At 61.8% G+C, this 25,690-nt stretch carries 20 protein-coding genes; 18 read left to right on the top strand and 2 right to left on the bottom strand.

Features of this window, described 5'->3' with window-relative positions:
* The first annotated feature begins 3 nt into the window (after positions 1–3).
* The gene (locus tag QR290_RS14740) at positions 4–381 is read left to right on the top strand and encodes a fe2+ zn2+ uptake regulation protein (RefSeq protein WP_115077834.1); all 378 of its coding nucleotides are present in this window, start codon (positions 4–6) and stop codon (positions 379–381) included.
* Positions 382–399: 18 nt separating this feature from the next.
* On the opposite strand, the gene QR290_RS14735 is transcribed toward QR290_RS14740, so the two are convergent.
* Positions 400–588, bottom strand: coding sequence for a hypothetical protein (locus tag QR290_RS14735; RefSeq protein WP_007957552.1), 189 nt, complete (start codon positions 586–588; stop codon positions 400–402).
* A 157-nt stretch (positions 589–745) separates the two neighbouring features.
* On the opposite strand from QR290_RS14735, the gene QR290_RS14730 reads away from it, so the two are divergent.
* From QR290_RS14730 to QR290_RS14705, 6 genes are all read left to right on the top strand, one after another.
* Complete coding sequence (locus tag QR290_RS14730; RefSeq protein ID WP_181457857.1) at positions 746–883, top strand: hypothetical protein; 138 nt, start codon at positions 746–748, stop codon at positions 881–883.
* Positions 884–1,145: 262 nt separating this feature from the next.
* A complete protein-coding gene (locus QR290_RS14725) occupies positions 1,146–2,393 on the top strand; it encodes an MFS transporter (RefSeq protein WP_289202903.1) in 1,248 nt (415 codons plus the stop codon).
* Between the two features lie 15 nt (positions 2,394–2,408).
* The gene (locus tag QR290_RS14720; RefSeq protein ID WP_289202902.1) at positions 2,409–3,539 is read left to right on the top strand and encodes an acyl-protein synthase; all 1,131 of its coding nucleotides are present in this window, start codon (positions 2,409–2,411) and stop codon (positions 3,537–3,539) included.
* Between the two features lies 1 nt (position 3,540).
* On the top strand, positions 3,541–5,991 hold the full coding sequence (locus QR290_RS14715; protein WP_289202901.1) for an aldehyde dehydrogenase family protein: 2,451 nt from the start codon (positions 3,541–3,543) through the stop codon (positions 5,989–5,991).
* Positions 5,975–7,264: a phenylacetate--CoA ligase family protein gene (locus tag QR290_RS14710; protein ID WP_289202900.1), complete on the top strand. Its 1,290-nt coding sequence runs from the start codon at positions 5,975–5,977 to the stop codon at positions 7,262–7,264. Before QR290_RS14715 ends, QR290_RS14710 begins: the two co-directional genes overlap by 17 nt.
* The gene (locus QR290_RS14705) at positions 7,264–8,208 is read left to right on the top strand and encodes a GNAT family N-acetyltransferase (RefSeq protein ID WP_289202899.1); all 945 of its coding nucleotides are present in this window, start codon (positions 7,264–7,266) and stop codon (positions 8,206–8,208) included. Before QR290_RS14710 ends, QR290_RS14705 begins: the two co-directional genes overlap by 1 nt.
* 40 nt (positions 8,209–8,248) lie before the next feature.
* Here the strand turns inward: QR290_RS14705 and QR290_RS14700 are convergent, their stop codons facing one another.
* Positions 8,249–8,782 (bottom strand): hypothetical protein, encoded by a 534-nt coding sequence (locus tag QR290_RS14700; protein ID WP_085745811.1) that lies wholly within the window; start codon positions 8,780–8,782, stop codon positions 8,249–8,251.
* A gap of 382 nt (positions 8,783–9,164) precedes the next feature.
* Between QR290_RS14700 and QR290_RS14695 the strand changes: the two genes are divergently transcribed.
* The 11 genes from QR290_RS14695 to glgX all read left to right on the top strand — a co-directional run bounded on the left by QR290_RS14695 (position 9,165) and on the right by glgX (position 25,690).
* Positions 9,165–11,156, top strand: a complete 1,992-nt coding sequence (locus tag QR290_RS14695) for a methyl-accepting chemotaxis protein (protein WP_289202898.1) — start codon at positions 9,165–9,167, stop codon at positions 11,154–11,156.
* 163 nt (positions 11,157–11,319) lie between these two features.
* On the top strand, positions 11,320–11,766 hold the full coding sequence (locus tag QR290_RS14690; RefSeq protein WP_007957572.1) for a DUF411 domain-containing protein: 447 nt from the start codon (positions 11,320–11,322) through the stop codon (positions 11,764–11,766).
* A complete protein-coding gene (locus QR290_RS14685) occupies positions 11,766–12,200 on the top strand; it encodes a YqaA family protein (RefSeq protein WP_289202897.1) in 435 nt (144 codons plus the stop codon). The genes QR290_RS14690 and QR290_RS14685 overlap by 1 nt, the downstream gene beginning before the upstream one ends.
* Before the next feature lie 85 nt (positions 12,201–12,285).
* Positions 12,286–13,311, top strand: a complete 1,026-nt coding sequence (locus tag QR290_RS14680) for an alpha/beta fold hydrolase (protein ID WP_289202896.1) — start codon at positions 12,286–12,288, stop codon at positions 13,309–13,311.
* 13 nt (positions 13,312–13,324) lie between these two features.
* Positions 13,325–14,278, top strand: coding sequence for a D-2-hydroxyacid dehydrogenase family protein (locus tag QR290_RS14675; RefSeq protein ID WP_289202895.1), 954 nt, complete (start codon positions 13,325–13,327; stop codon positions 14,276–14,278).
* Between the two features lie 528 nt (positions 14,279–14,806).
* Positions 14,807–16,393, top strand: coding sequence for a glycogen synthase GlgA (gene glgA / locus QR290_RS14670; protein ID WP_115077825.1), 1,587 nt, complete (start codon positions 14,807–14,809; stop codon positions 16,391–16,393).
* Between the two features lie 18 nt (positions 16,394–16,411).
* Positions 16,412–18,214, top strand: coding sequence for a malto-oligosyltrehalose trehalohydrolase (treZ, locus tag QR290_RS14665; RefSeq protein ID WP_289202894.1), 1,803 nt, complete (start codon positions 16,412–16,414; stop codon positions 18,212–18,214).
* A complete protein-coding gene (gene malQ / locus QR290_RS14660) occupies positions 18,211–20,289 on the top strand; it encodes a 4-alpha-glucanotransferase (protein WP_289202893.1) in 2,079 nt (692 codons plus the stop codon). The genes treZ and malQ overlap by 4 nt, the downstream gene beginning before the upstream one ends.
* A complete protein-coding gene (locus tag QR290_RS14655; protein WP_289202892.1) occupies positions 20,286–23,060 on the top strand; it encodes a malto-oligosyltrehalose synthase in 2,775 nt (924 codons plus the stop codon). Before malQ ends, QR290_RS14655 begins: the two co-directional genes overlap by 4 nt.
* A 29-nt stretch (positions 23,061–23,089) precedes the next feature.
* Positions 23,090–23,422 carry a DUF2934 domain-containing protein gene (locus QR290_RS14650; protein ID WP_115077821.1) on the top strand — a complete coding sequence of 111 codons (333 nt, stop codon included), beginning with the start codon at positions 23,090–23,092 and terminating at the stop codon, positions 23,420–23,422.
* Positions 23,423–23,530: 108 nt separating this feature from the next.
* Positions 23,531–25,690 carry a glycogen debranching protein GlgX gene (gene glgX, locus QR290_RS14645; RefSeq protein WP_115077820.1) on the top strand — a complete coding sequence of 720 codons (2,160 nt, stop codon included), beginning with the start codon at positions 23,531–23,533 and terminating at the stop codon, positions 25,688–25,690.

The following is a 25,690-nucleotide window of genomic DNA, read 5'->3' as shown; positions in this document are numbered from 1 at the left end:
CGCATGTACAACCCGCCACTACCATCGGAAGGTAGCCAGACACCAAAAGGAGCGTCCATGGGTTCGCACGCCGACGTATTCGGGCAACGGGTCGAACGTCACGGCAATGAACGCATTCGTTTGCTGCTTAAAAGCTTCGGCCTGCGCACCAGCCTGATTCGCCTCAAAGTCATCGACACCCTGCTGGTCGCCGCCGAGGACGACCGTCGCCTGGGTGTGCGTGGGGTGCATAGCCAACTGCTGGATCTGGACATTCCGTTGTCCTTTCTCAGCGTGCGGGAAGTACTCAAGCGCCTGTGCGCCGAAGGCGTGATCACGTTCAACGACGACAAGAGCTACAGCCTCCATCCCCAGGCTGCCGCCGTGCTCAACAACGATTGATGCGCGCGGCAGACGCCGTCAGGGCTTGACCTTGCGGCGCATCACGCCGTTGATCACCACGACCACCACCGCCACACCGATGGCGATGTACTGGAACGTTTGCTCGCTGAGCTTGCCGGCGTTTTGCAGCCAGGACAGGCCGAGCATGATCAGCAGTACGGCGACAGCGATCAGAATCGAATATATCAAGCGTTGCTTATGGGTCATTACAGGTTCCTGAACCGTTGGAATGTATCGGGTTTGTATCGGCGTTGATGCCATGCGCATACCTTTTGACGGGGATACGCCACCGTAAACGGGGTCTCATGTTACAGCCGATGAAGAGCTTTGGCTTCAAGCGGCGTCAACCATGAGGATCTTTGAAATGCTGCGTCGAATCACCTGGCTGATTCCTGTCCTTGCACTGCTCACCTTGAGCGGCTGCATCATCTTTCCCCACGGCGGCTGGCATGGCGATCATCGCCACTACGCGCCTGGCCCGGGTTATTACTACCATCGTTAAGTCATTTCCCTGAGCGACACTGCGACTGGCGACCGCTCAAGTACTACAAATGATGTAAGGCCAATCTGAATGCCCACGTAAATGTGGGCATTTTTGTAAGACCCGAATCTCCATGCGACGAGACAATTCGACGATCCGTGTAGGACTACTTCCTTTCGAAACATCAGGCAAACGTGCGTCACAGGCCGTCACATCAACGACGTAGGAACAATGACTTCCCGTCCCTACCCTTTGCGCTCCCTCTCGACGATCGTGAAAGCGCATGCAAAGAACTCTCATCCCCCTCCCGCCGCTTCAAGCGCTGGGCTTCTGCCTGGCCATCACGCTGTTCGAATGGCTGACCTACATGGCCAGCGACATGGTCATGCCGGCCATGCTGACCGTCACCCGGGATCTCGAAGCCGATGCTGCTCATATTCCCAACGCATTCAATCTTTATCTGATTGGCGGCGTCTGCCTGCAATGGCTGATCGGGCCGCTGTCCGACCGGTTTGGCCGGCGCCCGCTGTTGCTGGCCGGTTGTGCGCTGTTCGGCATGGCCTGTGCGGCGGCTGTCGCCACGCCCGGTATCGAAGTGTTCAATGCCCTGCGCCTGGTGCAAGGCATGGGTCTGGGATTTGTTGTGGCGGTCAGCTACCCCGCGCTACAGGAAGTCTTCTGCGAGGCCGATGCAGTGCGACTGATGGCGCTGCTGGGCAATGTCGCACTGCTTTCGCCCCTGCTCGGTCCGCTGCTCGGCAGTCTGCTGCTGGAGTGGCTGAGCTGGCGCGAGCTTTTCCTGGGTCTGGGCCTGATCGCGGTACTGACCTGGATCGGACTGTATGCCTGCATGCCGGAAACGATCGGCGTTGTCCGCCACGATGGCGATCAACAAGCGCCGATCCCCTTCTCATTTCACCAGATCAGGACCCGTTACCTGGCGCTGCTGCGCAATCAGAGGTTCGTCGGTATCTGCCTGGCACTGGGCCTGATGAGCCTGCCGCTGATTGCCTGGATCGGACTGGCGCCGCTGCTGCTCGTCCAGTTGCTGGGCCTGACGACTCGCGAATATGCGCTGTGGCAGATCCCGGTGTTCTCGGCAGTCATTGTCGGCAATCTGATCCTTGATCGACTGCTGGCCTCGCGGGATCTGCCGCAATTGATTCGTCTGGCGCTCTGGCCGTTCTGCCTGGGTTTGCTGACCTTGATCGCCACCGCACTGACCAGCCTTTCCCTTGCCGGACTGATGACCGGCCTTGCGCTGTATGCCGTCGGGCTTGGCATGAGCAACGCCGCGCTGTACCGGCTGGCTCTGTTTTCCAGCGATGACAGTAAAGGACTGGTCTCCGCCGCGATCGGCATGATTTCGATTGCCGTGATGGGGGTCGGTGGTTCGCTGATTGCCGCCATCGGCGGCGGTACCCGTCTCGAATCCTTCGCCATTTGGGCGGCGCTGGGCGGTTTGCTCAGCCTGCCCCTGCTGTACCGGTTTCTGCCACACGTCCCGGCAGACTCCGCCACCTCCACATAACAACAAGGACGTCTGATGAACCACTTCCCCCACAGCGACGCGCTATGCGCGTTGACGCAACCCTATTGCCCGGATTCCGTGCCGGACGGACTGTTCAACCAGGCCATGGCCGAGATCAGCCGGTTTCACTGCGAGCACACTCCGGGCTATCAACACTGGCTGAACGCCAATGGCCTTAACGTAGATGACCTGGACCACCTTGATGACTGGTCGCAGCTCCCGCCCGTTTTCGCCAGTTTCTTCAAGCGCCAGCCCTTGCTCAGCAGCACCGGGATGGATGCGCTGGAACTCACTTCCTCCGGCACCAGTGGCGAGAAAAGCCGCATGCGCTACGACGAACGCAGCCTGGGGGCGGCCCAGCACATGGTCGAACGAATCTTCCAGCATTATGACTGGAACACTCCGCACACCCCGTGCAACTACCTGCTGCTGTGCTATGAACCCGAAGGCCGCATCAGCCTGGGAACGTCCTTCACCGATCAGTTTCTGTGCCGCTTCGCACCCGTCAATCGCGTGGCCTACGCACTGCGCCGTACGGGCAGTGGTCATGAATTCGACAGTTTTGGCGTGATCGCCGCCCTGCAGTCCTTCGCCGAAGAAGGCTTGCCGGTACGGATCTTCGGTTTCCCTGCGTTTCTCTGGCAGACCCTGCAACGCATGCAGGCCACCGGGGTGGCCGATCTGCAATTGGCAGAAGGCTCGCTGACGCTGTTTGGCGGCGGCTGGAAAACCCTGGCGGCGCAAGAGATTCCCCGCAAGCAACTGTACGAGCGGATCCAGCGCCAATTGGGCATCGAGATGTCCCGCTGCCGTGACGGTTACGGCGCGGTCGAGCATGCAATTCCTTACCTCGAATGTGCTCACCACCACTTCCACGTACCGGTCTATTCGAAGGTCTTCGTGCGTGATCCCTCCGATTTCACGCTGCTGCCGTATGGCCGTCAGGGCTTGCTGAGTTTTGTCTCGCCTTACATTTCATCGAGCCCGGCGCACGCGGTGGTCATGAGCGATCTCGCCACCCTGCATCCCGGCGACAGTTGTGGCTGCGGGCTGCCCGGTGACTGGTTCGAACTGCATGGCCGGGCGGCCACCACCGCCGGCCGAGGCTGCGCCATGGCCGCGTCTGAACTGCTGGGGAAGCACTGATATGTACCTGATCAACGGACAACTTCACGGCGACTGCACCTTCGACGTCGCACTGGAACAGCTTTATCTGGATTTGCCACAACGGCTGGTCACGCCGCTGGACACGGCGACGGTCCTAGACGCGGCGGCCACCTTTGCCACACGCCTGCAAGGCCCGGATCTGCCATTACCGCTCGACGCTGAACAACGTCAGTCACTGATTGAGTTCTGCCAACCGGCTTCGCTGCGCTGCAAGCTTGAGCGCGAACTTGGCGGACAACCGAGCAGCCTGCGCCGCCTCGATTATCGCCAGCCGCGCTTTGAACGCTGGAGTCCGCTAGGCCTGGTGGTCCACATCACTCCCGGCAATGCGCCGCTGCTGGCGTTCTGCGCGATGATCGAAGGCTTGCTGGCCGGTAACGTCAACTGGTTGCGGCCCAGCAGCAACGATCAGGGGGTGACGGCGCAATTGCTGCATGGATTGGCGCAGTGCGATGCCACCGGCCAGATCGCCGGGCATGTTGCAGTCGTTCCGGCCAGCACCGCACAGATCGGTCAATTGTGCCAACAGGCCAACGGTGTGTCGGCGTGGGGCGGTGAATCGGCGCTGCAAGCCATCCGACAGCAACTCGCTCCCGGATGTCGCTGGATCGACTGGGGTCATCGCATCAGCTTCATCTACCTGACACCGGCAGCGGTCACGCCGCAAGCACTGGACGCCGTGGCCGATGAAGTCTGCCGCCTCGACCAGCAGGCCTGCTCCAGCCCGCAATGGCTGTTGGTGGACAGTGACGACGAAACGATCTTGCGCTCAATCGGCGATGGCATGGCCGAAGCATTCGAGCGTCGATCCCGACACTGGCCAGCCCTGCTGCCTTCGATTCAGGAGGCCTCGGAAATCACCACCCGAACCGCGATGGCGCGACTGGCTCAGAGCTTTGGCGGCGTCAGCGGGCAGGTCTGGCAGGCGCCGGACTGGCGCGTCATCTGGAGCCACGACCAGCAACTGGGCCCCTCGCCGCTGTTTCGCAGTCTGCTGCTCAAACCTGTGCCACGCACACGGGTCACCGAGGCGCTACTGCCTTGGCGAAACGTATTGCAAAGCGCCGGGCTGGTGTGTGCCGAACAGGAAATGGCCGGACTGGCCCGGACGCTGATTGCCGCCGGCGTCACTCGGATTACCCCGGTGCAGGCAATTCACGATGGCTACGAAGGCGAGCCCCACGACGGTGTGTATGCCCTGCAACGCTTGAGCCGGCGCGTGTCGGTCAGCCTGTCGACCACGGCACTGACGACCCGCGCCACGCTCGATCCGCTGCCGACGCCACCCTGTGTGGCCGACCTGCCGATCATGAGCAAGGACGCCTTTGTCACCCTCCCGATCCATCCGGCGGCGCGATTGTATTTCCGCTCCGGCGGCAGCAGCGGCACCCCGGCGCTGGCCGGTTACAGTTACCGAGATTTCGATCGGCAGATGCGCGCCAGCGCCGACGGTTTGTTCGCCGCAGGTCTCGACCCGAGCCGCGACCGGGTGATGAACCTGTTCTTCAGTGGGGGGCTGTATGGCGGCTTCTTCAGTTTCTCCAAGGTGCTGGAGCTGCTGGATGTCACGCATCTGCCGATGGGGGCTCCAGCCGATGACGATTACCGCGAGATTGCGCAGATCATCATCGATCAGCGCGTCACTGTGCTGGTCGGCATGCCCAGCACCCTGCACCGGCTGTTCCTCAACGAGCAGGCACGGCTACGCGAATATGGCGGGATCGAAAAAGTCTTTCTCGGCGGCGAACACCCCGGCGAACAAAGCCTCGCCCTGATGCGCAGCTGCGGTGTCAGGCTGATCCGTTCGGCCATTTACGGCAGTGTCGACGCCGGACCGCTCGGCCATGCCTGCCCGGCCACCGGCGATGGGGTGTTCCATCTGATGAGCGATATCCAGCACCTGGAAATCGTCGAATTCGAGTCTGATCGACCGGTGACCGAGGGTGAAACCGGGCGCCTGGTATTTACCTCCATCGAGCGCGAAGGTCAGGACGTTCAACGCTACGACGTCGGTGACAGCGGTCGCTGGCTCTCCGGCGTGTGTGACTGCGGGCTGCCCACGCCGCGCTTCGAACTGCTGCAGCGTCACGGCAGGCTGATGCGCATCGGCACGGACTTTATCTGCCTGGCGCAACTGGCAGAGCACCTGCAGACCGAGTTTCAGCTGATCCTCGAACATGCCCCGGACGGCCTGGAGCGCATGCGTTTTCGCAGCCCACGGCAACCCGATGATGTTCAGCGTCGCCTGCTGGATTACCCGACGCTGGCCACGCTTATCCAGACCGGGCTGCTGACCGTCGAGGTAGAGGTTTGCGGCAGCGACCGGTTCACCCGCAACAAACACAGCGGCAAAACGCCGTTGCTGATCGACAATCGGGGCGTTGGTCCCTGCGCAGACAAGCAAGGAGCCAAACATGAACACGCGGTTTGAACTGCAAGAACTGGTCACGTTTGCCCGACAGCATTCCGGCTTTTACGGGCGTCACTTCGCCGGACTTCCCGAGACGATCACATCACTGGAACAACTGCCGGTGATTGACCCCGTGGAATACTGGAAAGGCAGTCATGACCTCGATCAGTGGCCTGTCCTGACGGCGCCGCTGGATGACGCGCTGGTTTTCAAGACCGGGGGCACCACCAGCGCCGGCAAGTTTTCACTGTTCCGGCGTGAGGAATGGCGGACGTTGGTAACGGACTTCGGTCGCAGCCTCGGCGCGCAGTTGAACGCCGGGGACCGGGTCGCCAACCTTTTTTTTGTCGGTGACCTGTATGCCAGTTTCATCTTCACTCACGATGCGCTGGCACATGTGCAAACCGAGATTGTCGAGTTTCCCTTCACCGGCCATATCGACTCGGACATCCTGGCCGACGCGATTGCCCGGCATCGGATCAACGTGCTGGCGGGTCTACCGGCCCATCTGCTGAGTTTCGCGGCGTGGCTCGAGCAGCATGACAGGGTACTTGCAGGCGTCACTGCCCTGCTCTACGCCGGTGAAAGCCTGTTTGACGCCCAGTTGCAACGACTGGCGCGGGTGTTCCCCAATGCCCGTGTGGCGTCCATCGGCTACGCCAGTGTCGACGCCGGGTTCATCGGTGCCAGTCATCGTGACTGTGAACTGGGTGAACACCGGGTCCCGGAAAGCCACGGCATACTGGAAATTCTCGACGAGCAGACCGGTGAGGTAATCGAAGAATGCGACCGGATCGGACGCCTGGTGATGACCAACCTCACACGCCGGTTGATGCCATTGATCCGCTACCCGGTCGGTGACCGTGCATGTTGGCGAGAGCTGTCCGGCACACCCCGGCGCAAGTTCGCATTGATGGGCCGCTGCGCCGACAGCCAGCGCGTGCGGGTGGGCATTCTGACCCTGTTGCCGCAATCGATCGGCGAAACCGTGCGGCACGTCACCGGCAGCGACGATTGGCAACTGGTAATCGAGCAGGATGAAGCCGTGGATATCCTCAGCCTGCACTGGGCACCGGACGCTCTGTCACCGGCCATCGCTGAAGCCGACCGCACGCTGCATGACGCCTTGGTCGAAGACTATCCGTTGATCGAGCAACTGAGCGCCGATCACCTGCTGGCGCTGCGAATTCGCTGCTGCACGGTTCAGGAACTGGTACGCCATCCACGCTCCGGCAAACGGCAACGCGTGCTTGATCGGCGCGTCTACGACGGCTCTGGCCAGGAGCATTGCTGATGGAAGCGATCACCCTTCGAGGTTACCGTGCCAGTGACGCCCCGGCTGTCAGTCGCCTGTTCAGAAAAATCTACGGCGACCATTACGCTCAGCCGCATGTGTATCTGCCCCGGATGATCAGTCAAAACCATGCCGACGGCCGCTGGCACTCGTTGGTGGCGGTGTCCAACGATCAGGTGGCGGGCCACTCCACGTTGATTCTCGACAAGGCATCGTCCATCGCCGAACTGGCCCTGAGCGTGGTAGATCCGCAGATCCGTGGGCAAAGTGTCGCCACGCAGTTGGGCCGCCATTTGCTGATCCATGCACAGGCGCTGGGCTATCAAGGGGTCACGATCAAGCAAATGACCCATCACCCCTACACCCAGAAGATGGCCGCCGGCCTTGGTTTTCATAACACCGGCCTGCTGCCCGATCACGCACCGTCGCCCTTTGGCGGCGCGGTGACGGAATCGCTCGTGCTGGGTTACACCTCTGTCGACGGCTATCAGCGCCCGCTGCCGGCCTTGACCTGGCCGGATGAATGCCGTGAGTTCATGCAACGGATGTGTGAGGTGTTCGGAACGCAGTTGCACGCGTCGCCCTGGATCGGCGTTGCCGCGCAACTGGAACAGCGCTGGGGGCGATATGACGGGGTTTTCAGCGAAATGGATGACAGTTTGCTCAAGCAATTGCAGCAACTGCCCGACCATTGGCTGATATCGATCAGGCTCAGGCTGGCGCAAGGGTTCGACAACGACTGGTGCCGGTTATCGACGATGGGATTCGTGTTCAGCGGGCTGGCACCCGATGACAGAGGTGAAGGATGGCTGGCGTTGTTTCATCGAGGGTTCCAGCCCAAACCCCTTGAACTGCATTGCCCGCAAATGCAGCGATTGCATGACGATATGCAGCGGCAGATCGCCTCGCCCTCGAAACTCCACGCTTGCGGCAATCGCCCATAAACGAAAGGGCCCACCCCGTTGCCGGGGTGGGCCCTGTCTTTCAGGCCTTGGCTTTTACACCTTGATCAGTAGGAGGCTTGCGCTCCCCGCCCTGACCGTAAGTCTGCAGATTCTGCAGCACATAAATGGCTTTCTTGTACTCGGGGATCAACGTATTCGCGTACTTGTTGCCCTTGAGATTGTTGTTCTGGATGGTATCCAGTTGCGTGGCGAAATACTCCAGCGCATTGAACTTGGCATCCGGATCCTTCTGGATGCCGAAGCGATCGAACTTGTCGCCTGCATTGAGCAAGGTCATGGACGTGATTTCGGAAATCAGGCCCCGGCTACGCAGCATTGCACTCAGACTGCCCAGTTGCTTGGCCGAAACATTGGTGGGATCAAAACCCTTGATGTTCTTGTGCAGACCCTGCTTGTCCATCTCCGCCGTACTGATCGCGGTCGGGTCGTTGCCGACCAGGGCCAGCATCTGCTTGACCTTCACGCTTTGAGAAACCGGTTTGCTCGAGCTTCCTGTATCTCGAACCAGCAAACCCGCCTTGGGTTGCCAGGCACCGGTGTATCCGATAGTCATGAGCAAGCTCCTTGCGAGGAAAACATGAAAAATTCCTTGTTGAACGACTTTTGAGTTGCCCGGAGTATCGGCCGGCAAACTAATGGCACCAACTCCTTTCTGCACTTTTTTACAATTTTTGTACATTCACGATACAAACCGCCAGCAGCCCCGGAAATGCGGGACTAGAGCGTTCATGACAAGGTGATGAAAGTGGGTGTATTGCTCTAATGTTCGGGCCGGTTAGTTCTTGTGTATCAGGCCCGATACGTTCCTTTGGTCGGCATCGCTTCTTTTAGGACGAAAGTACCTAAAGCTTCCCGAGGACCCGACGATACGTTAGGAAACCCGCGCTGTTTTTCCCCTGCCCACAATAAGAATCCCTGCTCAAGGACCGGTTTCCATGCCCGCATTCCGCACCATTCAGGCTCGCTACACGCTGTTTCTGGTTCTGTTCATTCTGTTGTTGTCGGTTCTGACGGTGGTTGGCATCAGCCAACTGGTCGCGCCCAAATTGCGCCATACCGAAGAACAAGTCGTGCTCAACCGCATTGCGGAAGTGGCCGAGCAGATCCAGGGCGAATTGAACAAGGTCCAGGCGCAACAGCGCAGCATCACCCAGACCATCCCGCTGCTCGACAGCGCTGCCATCGACACCGTGTTGCCGGGGCTGGTGGATCAATACGGCGAACTGAAAGTATTCGGCGGCGGCATCTGGCCGTTGCCCAGCCAGCGTGAGGCCGGACGCAACAAGTTCAGTACGTTCTGGCACCGTGATGCCTCCGGCAAGCTGGCGGTGAACACTTTCTGGAACAGCGACGCGGCCCCCAACTATTACGACCAGAGCTGGTACAAGGGCGGCATGCAGACCCCGCGTGGCCAGTGTGCCTGGGCTGCTGCCTATAAAGATGACGCCAGCGCCGAACCACGCACCAACTGCGCCATGGCCATCCAGAAAAACGGCAGCGTCTGGGGTGTCTCGACCATCGACGTGACCCTGGGCTTCTTCAATGATCTGGTGGCGCGCAAGGAAAAAGATCTCAACGCCGAAATGCTGATCGTCGAGGCCGACGGCAAGATCATCAGCAACAGCTCGCGCATCAGCGGGCCGATCGTGCTGAAGAACATCAGCGAACTGGCCGGCGGCTCGACCTTCGCCAGCCAGGTCAAGGCCGGATTGCAAAACCGCGAGCAGGCGCAACGCGTCGAATTCGACAATAACGGTGAAGCCAGCACGTTCTTCATGCGCCCGATCGAAGGCACCCCGTGGTTCCTCGCCACTGCGCTGCCGACCAAAATGCTCACCGCCCAGCGTGACGACGTACTCAGCAGCCTCAGCCTGTTGCAGATTCCGCTGGTGATCCTGCTGGTGCTGCTGCAGGTTTACGCGATCCGCCAACTGGTTTCGCGCATGAAAGCGCTGAAAGCCAACATCGATTCGCTGTCCAGCGGCGATGCCGACCTGACCCGGCGCATCACCATCCGCGCTGAAGACGAACTCGGCGCCATCGGGCATTCGGTCAACACCTTCATCGCCTACCTGCAGAACATGATTGGCGAAGTCACCCAGGCCACCGGCGCCATGGCTTCGAGCCTCGACAACCTGCAACGCACCTCGGCGCACACCAGCCAGATTCTGCTGCGCCACGCTTCGGAAACCGACCAGACCGTTACCGCAATCAACGAAATGAGCTCGACCGCCGAAAGCGTCGCGCAAAATGCTGCCGAAACCGCCGCCTTCACCCAGCGCGCCAACGAAAACGCCGACCGCTCGCGCGTGGTGGTTGGCGAAGCATCAAGCAGCGTGGTAGCACTGATCGACGAAGTGGCCAGCGCCACTCACAAGGTCGAAAGCATGCAGCAGGATGCCCAGCGCATCACCGAAATCCTCGGCGTGATCGGCGCCATTGCCGGCCAGACCAACCTGCTGGCGCTCAACGCGGCGATTGAAGCGGCGCGTGCCGGTGAACAGGGCCGCGGTTTTGCGGTGGTGGCGGACGAAGTGCGTGCCCTCGCCGCCCGCACCCAGGCCAGCACCTCGGAAATCAACGAAATGCTGAGTCGTCTGACGCAGGGCGTCAGTTCGTCGGTCAGCGCCATGGAAAACACCCAGGCCAGTTGCCAGTCAGCCGCCGATGCCACGGCGCGAGTCAACAGTGGCCTCGACGAGATGGCCGGTTCCGTCAGCCACATCAACAGCCTCAGCACCCAGATCGCCACCGCTGCCGAACAGCAAAGCGCGGTCACCGAAGAGATCAACCGCAGCATGGTGCAGATCCGCCACATGGTCGATGAGCTGGTAGAAAGCGGCCAGGCCAGCGAACTCAACACCCGCCAGTTGCTGGAAGCCAACAGCCGGGTGAGCGCGATCATGGGGCGCTTCAAGGTTCGCTGACCGTTTTGTCATCTTGCGCTCAGTGGCCTGTCAGCTTTGATCTACGATCATGTTGGCAGGCCTGCCTCGTATCACTTGGAAACACTCCGTTGATGCCAGGCAGGAAAAACCGGTCAAAATGCCTTCCTTTTTGACCGTTCCTCCTTCGAGCCGAGAGCCCTCCATGCGAAACCACCTGCGTCTGGCCGCCCTGAGCGCCCTGTTCATCTCCTCCCTGGCGCAAGCCGCCGACCTCATCCCGATCGAAGTCCACCGCGACGCCAACTGCGGCTGCTGCAAGAAGTGGATCAGCCACCTGGAAGCCAACGGTTTCAAGGTCGAAGACCACGTCGAATCCGACATGAGCAGCTTCAAGCAACAACACGGCGTACCGCCGCGTCTGGCGTCCTGCCACACCGCGATCATCAACGGCAAATTCGTCGAAGGCCATGTGCCGGCGGAACAGGTGCTGGCCCTGAGCAAGCGTGACGACCTGCTCGGCGTTGCCGCACCGGGCATGCCGATGGGTTCGCCGGGCATGGAAATGGACGGCATGAGCGATGCGTATCAAGTGATCGGCCTGAAGAAAGACGGCGCCGATGTGGTGGTGGCGGATTATCCGGCCCATTGATGACGGCGGGTTATCTCGGGCTGTTCCTGGCCGCGTTTGGTGCGGCGACACTCTTGCCGCTGCAATCGGAAGCCGTGCTGGTCGGGCTGCTGGTCAGCGATCGTTACTGGCTTTGGGGCCTGCTGGCCGTGGCCACGTTGGGCAACGTCCTCGGTTCGCTGGTGAACTGGTGGCTGGGGCGCGGACTGGAACGGTTTCAGGACCGGCGCTGGTTTCCGGTCAGCCCCAGGCATATGGAGCGCGCCCGGGTTCACTATCAGCGCTATGGTCACTGGTCGCTGCTGCTCAGTTGGTTGCCGGTCATCGGCGATCCGCTGACGTTGATCGCCGGGGTCATGCGCGAACCTCTCGGGCGATTCCTGTTGATCGTCTCCCTTGCCAAAGGCGCCCGCTACGGGATGCTGGCGATGCTCACCCTGGGCTGGCTCGGTTGAACGATCGGGCGCGGACATTGCCTGTGTTTAACGTCGCCCTAATCCGGCCGTTCCAGCATCGGCCGATTTCTTGTGGAGTTATCCTATGTCTGTGTCGCTGACCCGCTGGCTGCCCGGTCTGTTGCTGACCGCCGCCCTGCCCCTGCTTGCTCACGCCGAAGGCCCGCAATATGGCCCGCAGCTGCAAGGTTTCGATTATCCCTACACCCTCAAGCACTTTGCCTTTCAGTCCCAGGGCAAGTCGCTGCAGATGGGTTACATGGACGTCGCCGCCCACGGCAAGGCCAACGGGCGCACCGTGGTCCTGATGCACGGCAAGAATTTTTGCGGCGCGACCTGGGACAGTTCGATCAAGGCCCTGAGCGAAGCCGGTTACCGGGTGGTTGCCCCGGATCAGATCGGTTTCTGCACCTCCAGCAAACCCGACCATTACCAGTACACCTTCCAGCAACTGGCAGCCAACACCCAGCAACTGCTCAAGGTGCTGGGCATCCAGAAAGCCACCCTGCTCGGCCACTCCACGGGCGGCATGCTCGCCACCCGTTACGCGCTGCAATACCCGGATCAGGTCGAGCAACTGGCACTGGTCAATCCGATCGGCCTGGAAGACTGGAAAGCCCTCGGCGTGCCGTATCGCAGCGTCGATCAGTGGTATCAGCGCGAATTGAAAGTCACCGCCCAAGGCATTCGTGACTATGAACGCACAACCTATTACGACGGCCGCTGGAAACCGGAATTCGACCGCTGGGTCGACATGCTCGCCGGGCTGAGCAACGGCCCGGGCAAGACTCAGGTCGCATGGAACTCGGCGCTGATCTACGACATGATCTTCACCCAGCCGGTGTACTACGAGTTCAAGGACCTGAAGATGCCGACCCTGCTGCTGATCGGCACTTCCGACACCACCGCCATCGGCAAGGACATCGCGCCGCCGGAAGTGAAGGCGAAAATCGGTCACTACGAGGTGCTGGGCAAGCAGGTGGCAAAACTGATTCCTCAGTCCACGCTGGTGGAATTCCCCGGCATGGGCCACGCCCCGCAGATGGAAGAGCCGGCGAAGTTCCACCAGGCACTGCTGGGCTGGCTGGACAAAACCAATCCCGTTCGTTGAAGAGGTAACGCTGATGGCGGTGCAGATTGCGGTGATCGATGACTGGCAGGACGTGGCCCGTGACGTGGTCGACTGGTCGGTGCTGAACAGTCTCGGCGAAGTCACCTTTGTCCATGAGTACCCGGCGGACAACGCCACACTGGCCAAACGACTGGGCCAGTTCGAAGTGATCTGCGTGATGCGCGAACGTACGCGCTTCGATGAGGACCTGCTCAAACGCTTGCCGAACCTGAAGCTGCTCGTCACCGGCGGCATGCGCAATGCGGCGCTGGACATGCCGGCCGCCGCCCGTCTCGGGATCAAGGTCTGCGGCACCGACAGCTACAAGCACGCGGCGCCGGAACTGACCTGGGCGCTGATCATGGCCGCCACCCGCAATCTGGTTAACGAGGCCAACGCCCTGCGTGCCGGTCAGTGGCAGCAACGGCTGGGTGGCGACCTGCACGGCAAGACCCTCGGCATTCTCGGTCTCGGCAGCATCGGCCAGCGCGTGGCGCAATTCGGTCAGGTGTTTGGCATGCGCGTCATCGCCTGGAGCGAAAACCTCACCACAGAGCGCGCCGAACAGGCCGGCGTCACCTATGTCAGCAAGCAACAACTGTTCGAACAGGCTGACGTGCTGTCGGTGCACCTGGTGCTCAGCGACCGCAGCCGGGGTCTGGTCGATGCCCAGGCGCTGGAATGGATGAAGCCGACCGCGCTGCTGGTCAACACCGCGCGCGGGCCGATTGTCGACGAAGCCGCGCTGATCAAAGCCTTGCAGAAACAGCGCATTGGCGGTGCAGCCCTCGACGTGTTCGATCAGGAACCGCTGCCGGCGCTGCACCCGTTTCGCACCCTCGACAACGTGCTGGCCACGCCCCATGTCGGCTATGTCAGCCGCCAGAACTATGAGCTGTTCTTTTCGCAGATGATCGAAGACATTCAAGCCTGGTCAGCCGGGGAAGCGATCCGCCTGCTCAACTGAGCCTCCTCGCCTTCGCGGGCAATCCCTGCCCGCGAAGCAGCATCCAGTGTCCGCCTGCCAACACAATTGTCCGCACCGCAACAGTGCGCGCGCACTTTCCCGGCGCCCGAAATCGTGACCAGCCGGTCACCATTTTGCGTCATCGATCCCGCCAGACATGCACTTCGTCGGGGCGCACCCCCTCCCAAAGCCACGGTTTTCGTGAGCCCGCAACAGATTGTCGAACAATTCATCCGATTGCCCTGGCCCGCTCTAGGATCTGGCCTAGACTGGTTTTCGCGGGGCAAAACCGGCCGGTCACAAAGTCTAAATTTTGTCGAAACTTTTGCTGATCGCGGCGGGTCATCTGATAGGCAGGGCCAAAGCGACTGGTTCAAGTCTTGCAAAGGTCCCCTCACCCATTCTGCTTGCGCGTGTTGGGTAGCGTTTGCTCACCGATGCGTGGCGCGTTTGCGCCCGGCCACAGGACTTGGCCATGGACATCGCTTGTTCAAGACAAGAATCAGATCAACAAAACGGGAGATTCATATGATCAGTGCGGCATTGGATATTCAGGGAGAACGGGCTCATCAGCCGATGGGTGAATCGAGCACCGTAAGCGTTCCCGGCAGCCGGTCGATCAACGTCCCGGGCACCAAGACGCTGACGCCAGTGGCCAGTCAAAACCCCAACAAGAAGAAAGTGTTGTTCGTGACCTCGGAAATCGCCGATCTGGTGAAGACCGGCGGTCTGGGAGACGTTTCTGCCGCCCTGCCCCGCGCCATGGCGCATCTGCATGACGTCCGGGTGTTGATCCCCGGTTACCCGCAAGTGATGAACAGCGAGAATCCGATCCACATCATCGGCGAACTGGGTGGCCACGCCGCGCTGCCGCCCTGCAAGATCGGGCGCATGGACATGCCCGACGGTCTGGTGATCTATGTGCTGATCTGCCCTGAACTCTATGCCCGTGACGGCGGCCCGTATGGCGCCAACAACGGTCGCGACTGGCCGGACAACCACATTCGCTTCGCCCGCCTGGGCCTTGCGGCTGCCGATATCGCCGCCAACCTCGCACAAATCCACTGGTGCCCGGATCTGGTGCACGCCCACGACTGGCCGGCCGGGCTGGCGCCTGCCTATATGCACTGGCGCGGGCAGCGCACGCCGACCCTGTTCACCATTCACAATCTGGCCTATCAAGGCGTGACCAGCCTGGGTTCGTGCCCGGAACTCGGGATTCCCGCCCATGCCCTGCAACAGGAAGGCATGGAGTTCTACGGCAAGATGTCGTTCCTCAAGGCCGGCATGGCCTATTCGAGCCACATCACCACGGTCAGCGCCACCTACGCGCAGGAAATCACCACCCCGGATTTCGGCTGCGGTCTGGACGGTTTTCTCGCCGCCAAGACCCAGCAAGGTTTGCTCAGCGGCATCCCCAACGGCATCGATGAAAGCTGGGACGCCGCCACCGATCCGCATCTGTTCGCACCATTCGCCATCGGCGACTGGGAAGGCAAAGCGGTCAACGCCGCCCACGTGCGCGAACTGTTCGGTCTGCAGGACTCCGAAGGCCCGCTGTTTGCCGTGGTCTCGCGTCTGGTCTATCAAAAAGGCCTGGACCTGACCGAAGCGGTGTCGGAATACATCGTCCAGAACGGTGGCCAGATCGCGATCATCGGCCGTGGCGAACCCGAAGAAGAACAGGCCATGCGCGAACTGGCGCTGCGCTTCCCCGGCCAGATCGGCGTGCGCATCGGCTTCAATGAAACCGACGCCCGACGCATGTTCGCCGGCAGCGATTTCCTGCTGATGCCATCGCGTTACGAGCCTTGCGGCCTGAGCCAGATGTACGCCCAGCGTTTCGGCTCGCTGCCGGTGGCGCGCAATACCGGCGGGCTGGCCGACACCATTGAAAACGGTGTCACCGGTTTCCTCTTCAACGAATCGACAGCGGACAGTTACCGCGAAGCCCTGAGCCGCGCGTTCAAGGTGTTTGCGTTCCCGGACCTGCTGCACGCCATGCGTTGCCGGGCGATGGCCGCGCCGTTCAACTGGTGCAAGGCGGTCGAACCCTACGCCGAACTCTACGAACAACTGGTGGCCAAGGCGCTGGGTAAAACGCACCACAAATAACCAGGGAGGTTTTCAACGATGCCGTCACGGACACCTGAAAGCTGGCCCCACGGCGCGATCATGCTGAATGCCGACCACACGCAATTCGCGTTGTGGGCGCCGGATGCGTTTTACGTCAGCGTCGAGCTGGACAACGGCCAGTCCCTGCCCATGCTGCCGCAAGGCGATGGCTGGTTTGTCATCAAGAGCCATTGCCCGGCCGGCAGCCGCTACCGTTTCAACATCGATGGCGAACTGGAGGTGCCCGACCCGGCCTCCAGAGCGCAGGACGGTGACCTCGACCGCCACAGCGTGGTGGTCGATCCGCACCTCTATTCCTGGCGCAACACCACCTGGCACGGCCGGCCTTGGAATGAGGCGGTGATCTACGAATTGCATGTTGGCGCGCTCGGCGGTTTTGCCGAAGTCGAGCAGCATCTGGCGCGTCTGGCCGGGCTGGGCATTACCGCCATCGAACTGATGCCGATCGCGCAGTTTCCCGGCGATCGCAACTGGGGCTACGACGGCGTGCTGCATTACGCGCCGCAGGCCAGTTACGGCACGCCGGAACAACTCAAACATTTGATCGACAGCGCCCACGGTTATGGCCTGGCGGTGATTCTTGACGTGGTCTACAACCACTTCGGCCCGGACGGCAATTACCTGCATCGCTACGCCAAGGGCTTTTTCCGCGAAGACAAACACACGCCGTGGGGCGCGGCCATCGATTTTCGTCGTCGCGAAGTGCGGGACTTTTTCATCGAAAACGCACTGATGTGGCTGCTTGAATACCGCTTCGACGGCCTGCGCCTGGACGCGGTGCACGCCATCGAGGACCCGGATTTCCTCCAGGAACTCGCCCGCCGCGTCCGCCAGCAGATCGACCCGACCCGCCACGTCTGGCTGACCGTGGAGAACGAACACAATCAGGCCAGCCTGCTGGAAGACGCCTACGACGCCCAGTGGAACGATGACGGCCACAACGCCCTGCATGTGCTGCTGACCGGCGAGACCGACGCCTATTACGCCGATTACGCCGAGCAACCCACCGAACAACTGGCTCGCTGCCTGAGCCAGGGTTTCGTGTTTCAGGGGCATATCACCCGCCACGGCACACCCCGTGGCGAGCCAAGCGAGCATTTGCCCTCCACCGCGTTCGTGCTGTTCCTGCAGAACCATGACCAGATCGGCAACCGCGCCTTTGGCGAACGCCTGCATCAACTGGCCGACCCACGCGCGCTTCAAGCCGCCACAGTGCTGTTGCTGCTGTCGCCGATGATTCCCCTGATGTTCATGGGCGACGAGTTTGCCGCCGATCAACCGTTCCTGTTCTTTACCAGCCATCACGGCGAATTGGCCAAACTCGTGCGCGAAGGCCGACGCAACGAATTTGCGGCGTTCAGTGCTTTCTCCGATCCGCACAAGCGCGAGCAGATTCCCGACCCCAACGCCGTGCAAACTTTCCACGCCTCGCAACCAAGACTGATCGGCAGCGGCACACCTCGACAACAGGCAACACTGGCGCTGTATCGACAACTGTTGCAGTTGCGCCACCAGCACATCATTCCGCATTTGCCCGGCACTCAAGCGCTCGGCGCCCACGTACTGGGCCATGGCGCTGTCAGCGCACGCTGGCGGCTGGGCGATGGCAGCGAGCTGCGAATCGACCTGAACCTCGGCGACACGCCAGTGGTCAACCTTCCACAGGCCGAATCGGTGTGGCTGTTCCGCCAGCCCTCCACCGCCGGCCTGACGGATGAGGGGCAATTGCCCCCGTATTGCGCGCTCGTCAGCCTCACGGCCGCAACCCCTTTGTTACCCCTGGATGGAGAGCGCCTATGAGCGATGCGCAACTGGAAATTCTCGCCAGCCGAGCCGGCCTCGCCGTCGACTGGATCGACGCCAACGGCCGCCAGCAAAAAGTCGCCCCGGCGGTGCTGCGCAATGTTCTGACCGGCCTCGGTCACCCGGCTGGAACGGCCCAGGAAATCGACGCCAGCCTGCTCGAACTGCAACAGGTGCAGGAAAATCGTCATCTGCCTCCACTGCTCACCGCAGATGCCGGCGTGGGCCTGGATCTGGCCCGTTATTTCGAACCCGAAACCCCTTGCGAGATTCACCTTGAAGACGGCTCGCGCCTGAGCCTGAAGCTGGATGCCGAGGCCGTGTTGCCCGGCGAGATTCCGGTCGGCTATCAGCAAGTACACATCGCCGATCAACAATTCACCCTGGCCGTGGCACCGAAGCGCTGTTTCAGCGTGGGTGACGCGGTGGACAGTCCGATCCCCCGCGCGTGGGGCCTGAGCGTGCAGCTATATGGTTTGCGCCGCCCCGGCGATGGCGGTTTCGGCGACACCCAGGCTTTGGAAGAACTGGCCCGAGTGGCCGGCGAACGAGGCGCCGATGCCCTTGCGATCAGCCCGCTGCACGCGATGTTCAGCGCCGACACCGGGCGCTACAGCCCTTACTCGCCGTCCAGTCGGCTATTTCTCAATGCGCTGTACGCCGCACCCGGCGCGATCCTCGGCGAACGCGCACTGCGCGATGCGATTGACGCGGCTGGCCTGACTGATCAATTCGAACAACTGGAAAACCTGAAACTGATCGACTGGCCGAAAGCCGCCGAGGCCAAACTGAAACTGTTGCAAGCCTTGTACGACGGTTTCATCAGCGGCGAAAACCCGTTGCAGGCAGACTTCTCCAGCTTCCGCGATGCCGGTGGCGAAGCGCTGGAAAACCATTGCCGCTTTGAAGCCATCCAGGAAATGCGCGCCGCCAGAGGCGAAAGCCTCGACTGGCGCCAATGGCCCGAGCACTGGCACGACCCGCGCGGCGCTGCCCTCGGCGCGTTTGCCGAGGAATACGCCGAGCGCATCAGCTACTTCGCGTTCTGCCAATGGCTGATCCACCGCTGCCTCGAACGCGCCCAGACCGCCGCCCGCAGCGCCGGCATGGGCATCGGCCTGATCGCCGACCTGGCCGTGGGTGCCGACGGTGCCGGCAGTCAGGCCTGGAGTTTTCAGGATGAACTGCTGGCCTCGCTGACCGTCGGCGCCCCGCCGGACATTCTCAATCGATCCGGACAGGGCTGGGGCATTTCCGCGTTTTCCCCGGAAGGTCTGGTGCGCAACGGTTTTCGCGCGTTCATCGACATGCTGCGCGCCAACTTCGCTCACGCCGGCGGGCTGCGCATCGACCATGTCATGGGCCTGCAACGGCTATGGGTGATCCCCAACGGCGCAGTCCCGGCGGACGGTGCTTATCTCTATTACCCGGTCGATGACCTGCTGCGTCTCCTGACCCTCGAATCCCATCGCCACCAAGCGATCGTGCTCGGCGAAGACCTCGGCACCGTGCCCGACGGTCTGCGGGAAAAACTCATCGCCCGGGCCATGCTCGGCATGCGCGTGCTGTTGTTCGAACAGGACAACACCTTTTTCAAACCGATCCTCGACTGGCCCGACAACGCCCTCGCCACCACCAGCACCCACGATCTGCCGACACTCAACGGCTGGTGGCATGGTCGCGACATCGACTGGAACGCGCGGCTCGGGCTGATCGACGCCAACGGCGAGATCGATTGGCGCCGTTACCGCGAACGCGAGCGCGAAGGCCTGCGCAGTGCCTTGAGCCAGGACCCGCAAAATTTTCGCGAGGAATCCCACGAAGCCGATCAGGTGGTCGACGCCGCTGTGCGTTTCCTTGGCCACACCCGCGCGCCGCTGGTGCTGTTGCCACTGGAAGATGCGCTGGGCCTCGACGAACAAGCCAACTTGCCCGGCACCATCGACACCCACCCGAACTGGTCGCGCCGCTTGCCGGGTACCAGTGAGGCGCTGCTTGATGGTGTCGACGCCGCACGACGCCTGGAACTGCTGGCTTGCGCGCGTCTTCAGGCAGCCGAGCGTGACCGATGAGTGCATGGCCTATCCAGACACTGCGGGCCACGGTCCGCCTGCAATTTCATCGCGGTTTTACCCTCGATCAAGCCGTGCCGCTGGTGCCGTACTTCGCTCGACTCGGCATCAGCCACATTTATGCCTCGCCGCTGCTCGCCGCCCGCGCGGGCTCGATGCATGGCTACGATGTGGTCGACCCGACCCGGGTCAACCCGGAACTTGGCGGCGAACCGGCCTTGCGCCGTCTGGTCGCCGGCCTGCGCGAGCATGGCATGGGGCTGATCCTCGACATCGTCTCCAATCACATGGCAGTCGGTGGCGGCGACAATCCATGGTGGCTTGATCTGCTGGAATGGGGTCGGCTCAGCCCCTACGGCGAGTTCTTCGACATTCAGTGGCACTCGCCCGACCCGTTGATGGAAGGCCAGTTGCTGCTGCCGTTTCTCGGCAGCGATTACGGCGTCGCGCTACAGGACGCGACCCTGCCGCTGGTGTTCAACGCCGAGAGCGGCACCTTCCATGTCGAGCATTACGAACATCACTTCCCCATCTGCCCCGGCGATTACGGTGAACTGCTCAAATCCGATGACGCCCCGAGCGAAGCGCTCAAGACTCTCGCCGACCGTTTCAGTGCGCTCAGTTATCAGACCGACGCCCGCTCACTGGCCATCCCGCTCAAAGAAGAACTTCAGCAACTGGCCAGCGACCCGCACATCCTCCAGACCATCCAGCGCAACCTGAGCCACTACGACTCGAAGACCGAAGAAGGTTTTCAGCGCCTGCATCAATTGCTCGAGCGGCAGAGCTATCGTCTGGCGAGTTGGCGCACGGCGGCGGATGACATCAACTGGCGGCGTTTCTTCGACATCAATGAACTCGGCGGTTTGCGCGTCGAGCGCCCGGCGGTGTTCGAGGCCACACACGGCAAGATTTTCCAGTTGATCGGCGAAGGCCTGATCGACGGCCTGCGCATCGACCACATCGACGGCCTCGCCGACCCGCGCAGTTACTGCCGCAAACTGCGCCGCCGCCTCGACCATCTGGCGCCGGGCCGACATTTGCCGATCTACGTCGAGAAGATTCTCGGCGACGGTGAAACCCTGCCCACCGACTGGTCCGTGGATGGCAGTACCGGCTACGAATTCATGAATCAGCTGTCGCTGCTGCAACACGATCCGGACGGCGAACATGTGCTGGGCGATTTGTGGAAACGCCGTACAGAACGTCCCTCTGCGTTTATCGAAGAAGCGCAACTGGCGCGCCAGCAGATCCTCAACGGCTCACTGGCCAGCGATTGCGAAAGCGTCGCCCAGGCCCTGCTGCAAGTGGCGCGTGATGACCTGATGACCCGCGACCTCACGCTCGGCTCGATCCGCCGGGTGTTGCAGGCGCTGATCGTGCACTTCCCGGTCTATCGCACTTACATCACCCCGATGGGTCGTTCGGCGCGGGACGAGGTGTTTTTCCAGCAGGCCATGGACGGGGCGCGGCAGACATTGAGCGAAGCCGATTGGCCAGTGCTCGACTCCGTAGCCGGTTGGCTCGGTGGCCAGCCGTGGCGGCGCAAGCCCCGTGGTCGTTCGCGCAAGATTCTGAAGCACGCCTGCGTGCGCTTTCAGCAACTCACTTCGCCGGCCGCCGCCAAAGCGGTGGAAGACACCGCGCTGTATCGCTCGGCGGTACTGCTGTCGCGCAATGACGTCGGCTACAACACCGAGCAGTTCAGCGCGCCGGTCAGCGACTTTCACGCGGTAAACCAGCAACGGCTGGCGAGCTTCCCGGACAACCTGCTGGCCACCGCCACCCACGACCACAAACGCGGCGAAGACACCCGCGCGCGGCTGGCCGTGCTCAGCGAACGCAGCCACTGGTACGCCGAGCAGGTCGAGTTGTGGCGCGCCCTCGCCCGGCCGCTGCGCAATGACGATCAGCTGCCGTCGTCGGCGGATGAATTGATCCTCTACCAGGCGCTGCTCGGCAGTTGGCCGCTGGACCTGCGCGACGACGATCAGGCCGGTTTCGCCGACTACGCCAAACGCATCTGGCAGTGGCAGCAGAAAGCCCTGCGCGAAGCCAAGCTGCAAAGCAGCTGGAGCGCGCCGAACGAGGCGTATGAAAACGCCGCTCAAGCGTTCACCGAACAATTGCTGCTGGCCCCCGAAGGTGAACTGCTGCGCGGGGCGCTGGCCAAGACCGTCAACAGCATCGCTGCGGCCGGGGCGCTCAACGGTCTGGCGCAAACCTTGCTGCGCATGACGGTGCCGGGGGTGCCGGACCTGTATCAGGGCAACGAGTATTGGGATTTCAGTCTGGTCGATCCGGACAACCGCCGGCCGGTGGACTACGGCCTGCGCGAACAGACCCTGACGGTGACGCCCGTGCCGGAACTGCTGTCGGGCTGGCGGGACGGGCGAATCAAGCAGGCCTTGATCGCCCAGGTGCTGCAGTTGCGCACCGAACACAGCGAATTGTTTCGTCGCGGTTCGTACCAGGCCCTCGAGGTGCTGGGCAGCCAGGCGCACAACGTGCTCGCGTTTGCCCGCGAGCATGGGGAGCAACGGGTCATCGTGATCGTACCGATCCGTTGCGCAACACTGCTGGAAAACAGTGCCCTACCCATGATCGATGCGCTGCGCTGGGGCGATACGCGGGTGGTTTTACCGTTCGACGCCTCTGACGAAAATCTGAAGGGACTTTTTTCAAGCAGCGCAGTCACAAAAAACAGGGAGCTGCACGTCAGCGCCGCGCTGGGGGATTTCCCGGTCAATCTGCTTATCCAACACGTCTAGCAGCATGAGTTCAGTCCAGGAGCATTGCGATGAGTACCGACGATAAACGCATCCGCGAATTCGCCTATCAGATTTGGGAATCCGAAGGTAAACCCGAAGGCCAGGAATCGCGCCACTGGGAGATGGCGCGCAAACTGGCCGAAGCCGAGGCGCTGGCACCGAAAAAATCGCCCAAGGCGGCCGGCAGTAAAACCGCCGGCAAAACCGCCTCCAGCAAAGCCGTCGACGGCAAGACGCCCGTAGCCAAACCCAAAGCCACCACGGCCAAGGCCAAGCCTGCCAGTGCCGCCAAGGTTATTCCCCCGGGCGAAAAAGCCACCGAGAAAAAGCCCCGCGCGCCGCGCAAGCCGCCGGCGGTCTGACGCTTCCCGAAACGTTGAAATGAACGACCGTGTGGCGGGTTCGCTCGCCACCGAGGGCTCACTCGTCCTCGAAAAAATGCCCACCCCCGATTTTTTGCAGGAGCACCTATGACCCGTCCAAAGAAAGCCGAGCCCGCCGCGCACGCCGAACCCTCGCGCATCCGTGAAGGCCTGCCCTTCCCGCTCGGTGCGACCTGGGATGGTCTGGGGGTGAACTTCGCGCTGTTTTCCGCCAACGCCACCCGGGTCGAGCTGTGCATTTTCGACGATGCCGGCGAAGTCGAGCTCGAACGCATCGAACTGCCGGAATACACCGACGAGATCTACCACGGCTACCTGCCCGACGCGCATCCGGGGCTGATTTACGGTTATCGGGTTTACGGCCCGTACGACCCGGCCAACGGCCACCGCTTCAACCACAACAAATTGCTGATCGACCCGTACGCCAAACAACTGGTCGGCCAGTTGAAATGGTCCGAGGCGCTGTTCGGCTACACCATCGGCCACCCCGACGCCGACCTCAGTTTCGACGAACGCGACAGCGCGCCCTTCGTCCCCAAGTGCAAAGTCATCGACCCGGCGCACACCTGGGGCCACGACCATCGCGTCAGCGTGCCGTGGGACAAGACCATCATTTATGAGACCCACGTGCGCGGCATCAGCATGCGCCACCCTTCGGTGCCGGAGAACGTGCGCGGCACGTTTGCCGGGCTGATGGTCGACGATGTGCTGGAACACATCCGCAAACTGGGTGTGTCGACCGTCGAACTGTTGCCGATCCACGCCTTCGTCAACGACCAGCACCTGCTGCACAAAGGCATGACCAATTACTGGGGCTACAACAGCATCGCGTTCTTCGCCCCGGACCCGCGCTACCTGGCCAGCGGCAAGATCGCCGAGTTCAAGGAAATGGTCGCGCACCTACACGACGCCAATCTCGAAGTGATTCTCGACGTGGTCTACAACCACACCGCCGAAGGCAACGAGCAAGGCCCGACCCTGTCGATGCGCGGGATCGATAACGCTTCGTACTACCGCTTGATGCCGGACGACAAGCGCTTCTATATCAACGATTCCGGCACCGGCAACACTCTCGACTTGAGCCACCCGTGCGTGCTGCAAATGGTCACCGACTCGCTGCGCTACTGGGCGAGCGAAATGCACGTCGACGGCTTCCGTTTCGATCTGGCGACCATCCTCGGTCGTTATCACGACGGTTTCGACGAACGCCACAGTTTCCTCGTGGCCTGCCGTCAGGACCCGGTGCTGCGTCAGGTGAAAATGATTGCCGAGCCGTGGGACTGCGGCCCCGGCGGTTATCAGGTCGGCAACTTCCCGCCGGGCTGGGTCGAGTGGAACGACAAGTTCCGCGACACCGTGCGCGCGTTCTGGAAAGGTGACGACGGCCAGCTCGCCGACTTCGCCAGCCGCATGACCGCCTCCGGGGAAATGTTCAACCAGCGTGGCCGCCGGCCTTATTCATCGGTGAATTTCGTCACCGCCCACGACGGTTTCACCCTCAACGATCTGGTGTCCTACAACGACAAGCACAATGAGGCCAACGACGAAAACAATCAGGACGGCAGCAACAACAACCTGTCCTGGAACCACGGCGTCGAAGGCCCCACCGACGACCCGGAAATCAATGCGCTGCGCCACCGGCAGATGCGCAATTTTTTCGCGACTTTGCTGCTGTCCCAGGGAACGCCGATGCTGGTGGCGGGCGACGAATTCGCCCGCACCCAGGATGGCAACAACAACGCCTATTGCCAGGACAGCGAAATCGGCTGGGTCAACTGGGACCTGAGCGAGGACGGCAAGGCGCTGCTGAAATTCGTCAAACGCCTGATCAAGTTGCGCCTGGCCTACCCGATCCTGCGACGCGGGCGTTTTCTGGTCGGCGAATACAACGAGGACATCGGGGTCAAGGACGTGACCTGGCTTGCGCCGGACGCCACCGAGATGACCACCGAACACTGGCATGACGCGCACAACCGCTGCATGGGCATGCTGCTCGACGGTCGCGCCCAGGAAACCGGGATTCGCCGCAAGGGCGCCGACGCCACGCTGCTGTTGGTGGTCAACTCTCATCACGACATCGTCAATTTCACCTTGCCGGAAGTGCCTGAAGGCAGTTTCTGGACCTGCATGATCGACACCAACCAGCCAGCGATCCGGGGTCAGGAGCGCTTCACTTTCGGTCACGAGTACTCGGTCACCGGCCGCTCGCTGCTGCTGTTTGAACTGCAACGTGACGAAGAGGACTGA

This window comes from Pseudomonas fluorescens, assembly GCF_030344995.1.
In the GTDB taxonomy this organism is placed as follows: Bacteria; Pseudomonadota; Gammaproteobacteria; order Pseudomonadales; family Pseudomonadaceae; genus Aquipseudomonas; species Aquipseudomonas fluorescens_BF.
The sequence above is the reverse complement of the archived record's forward strand: the minus strand, read 5'-3'. Positions and strand labels throughout refer to the sequence as shown.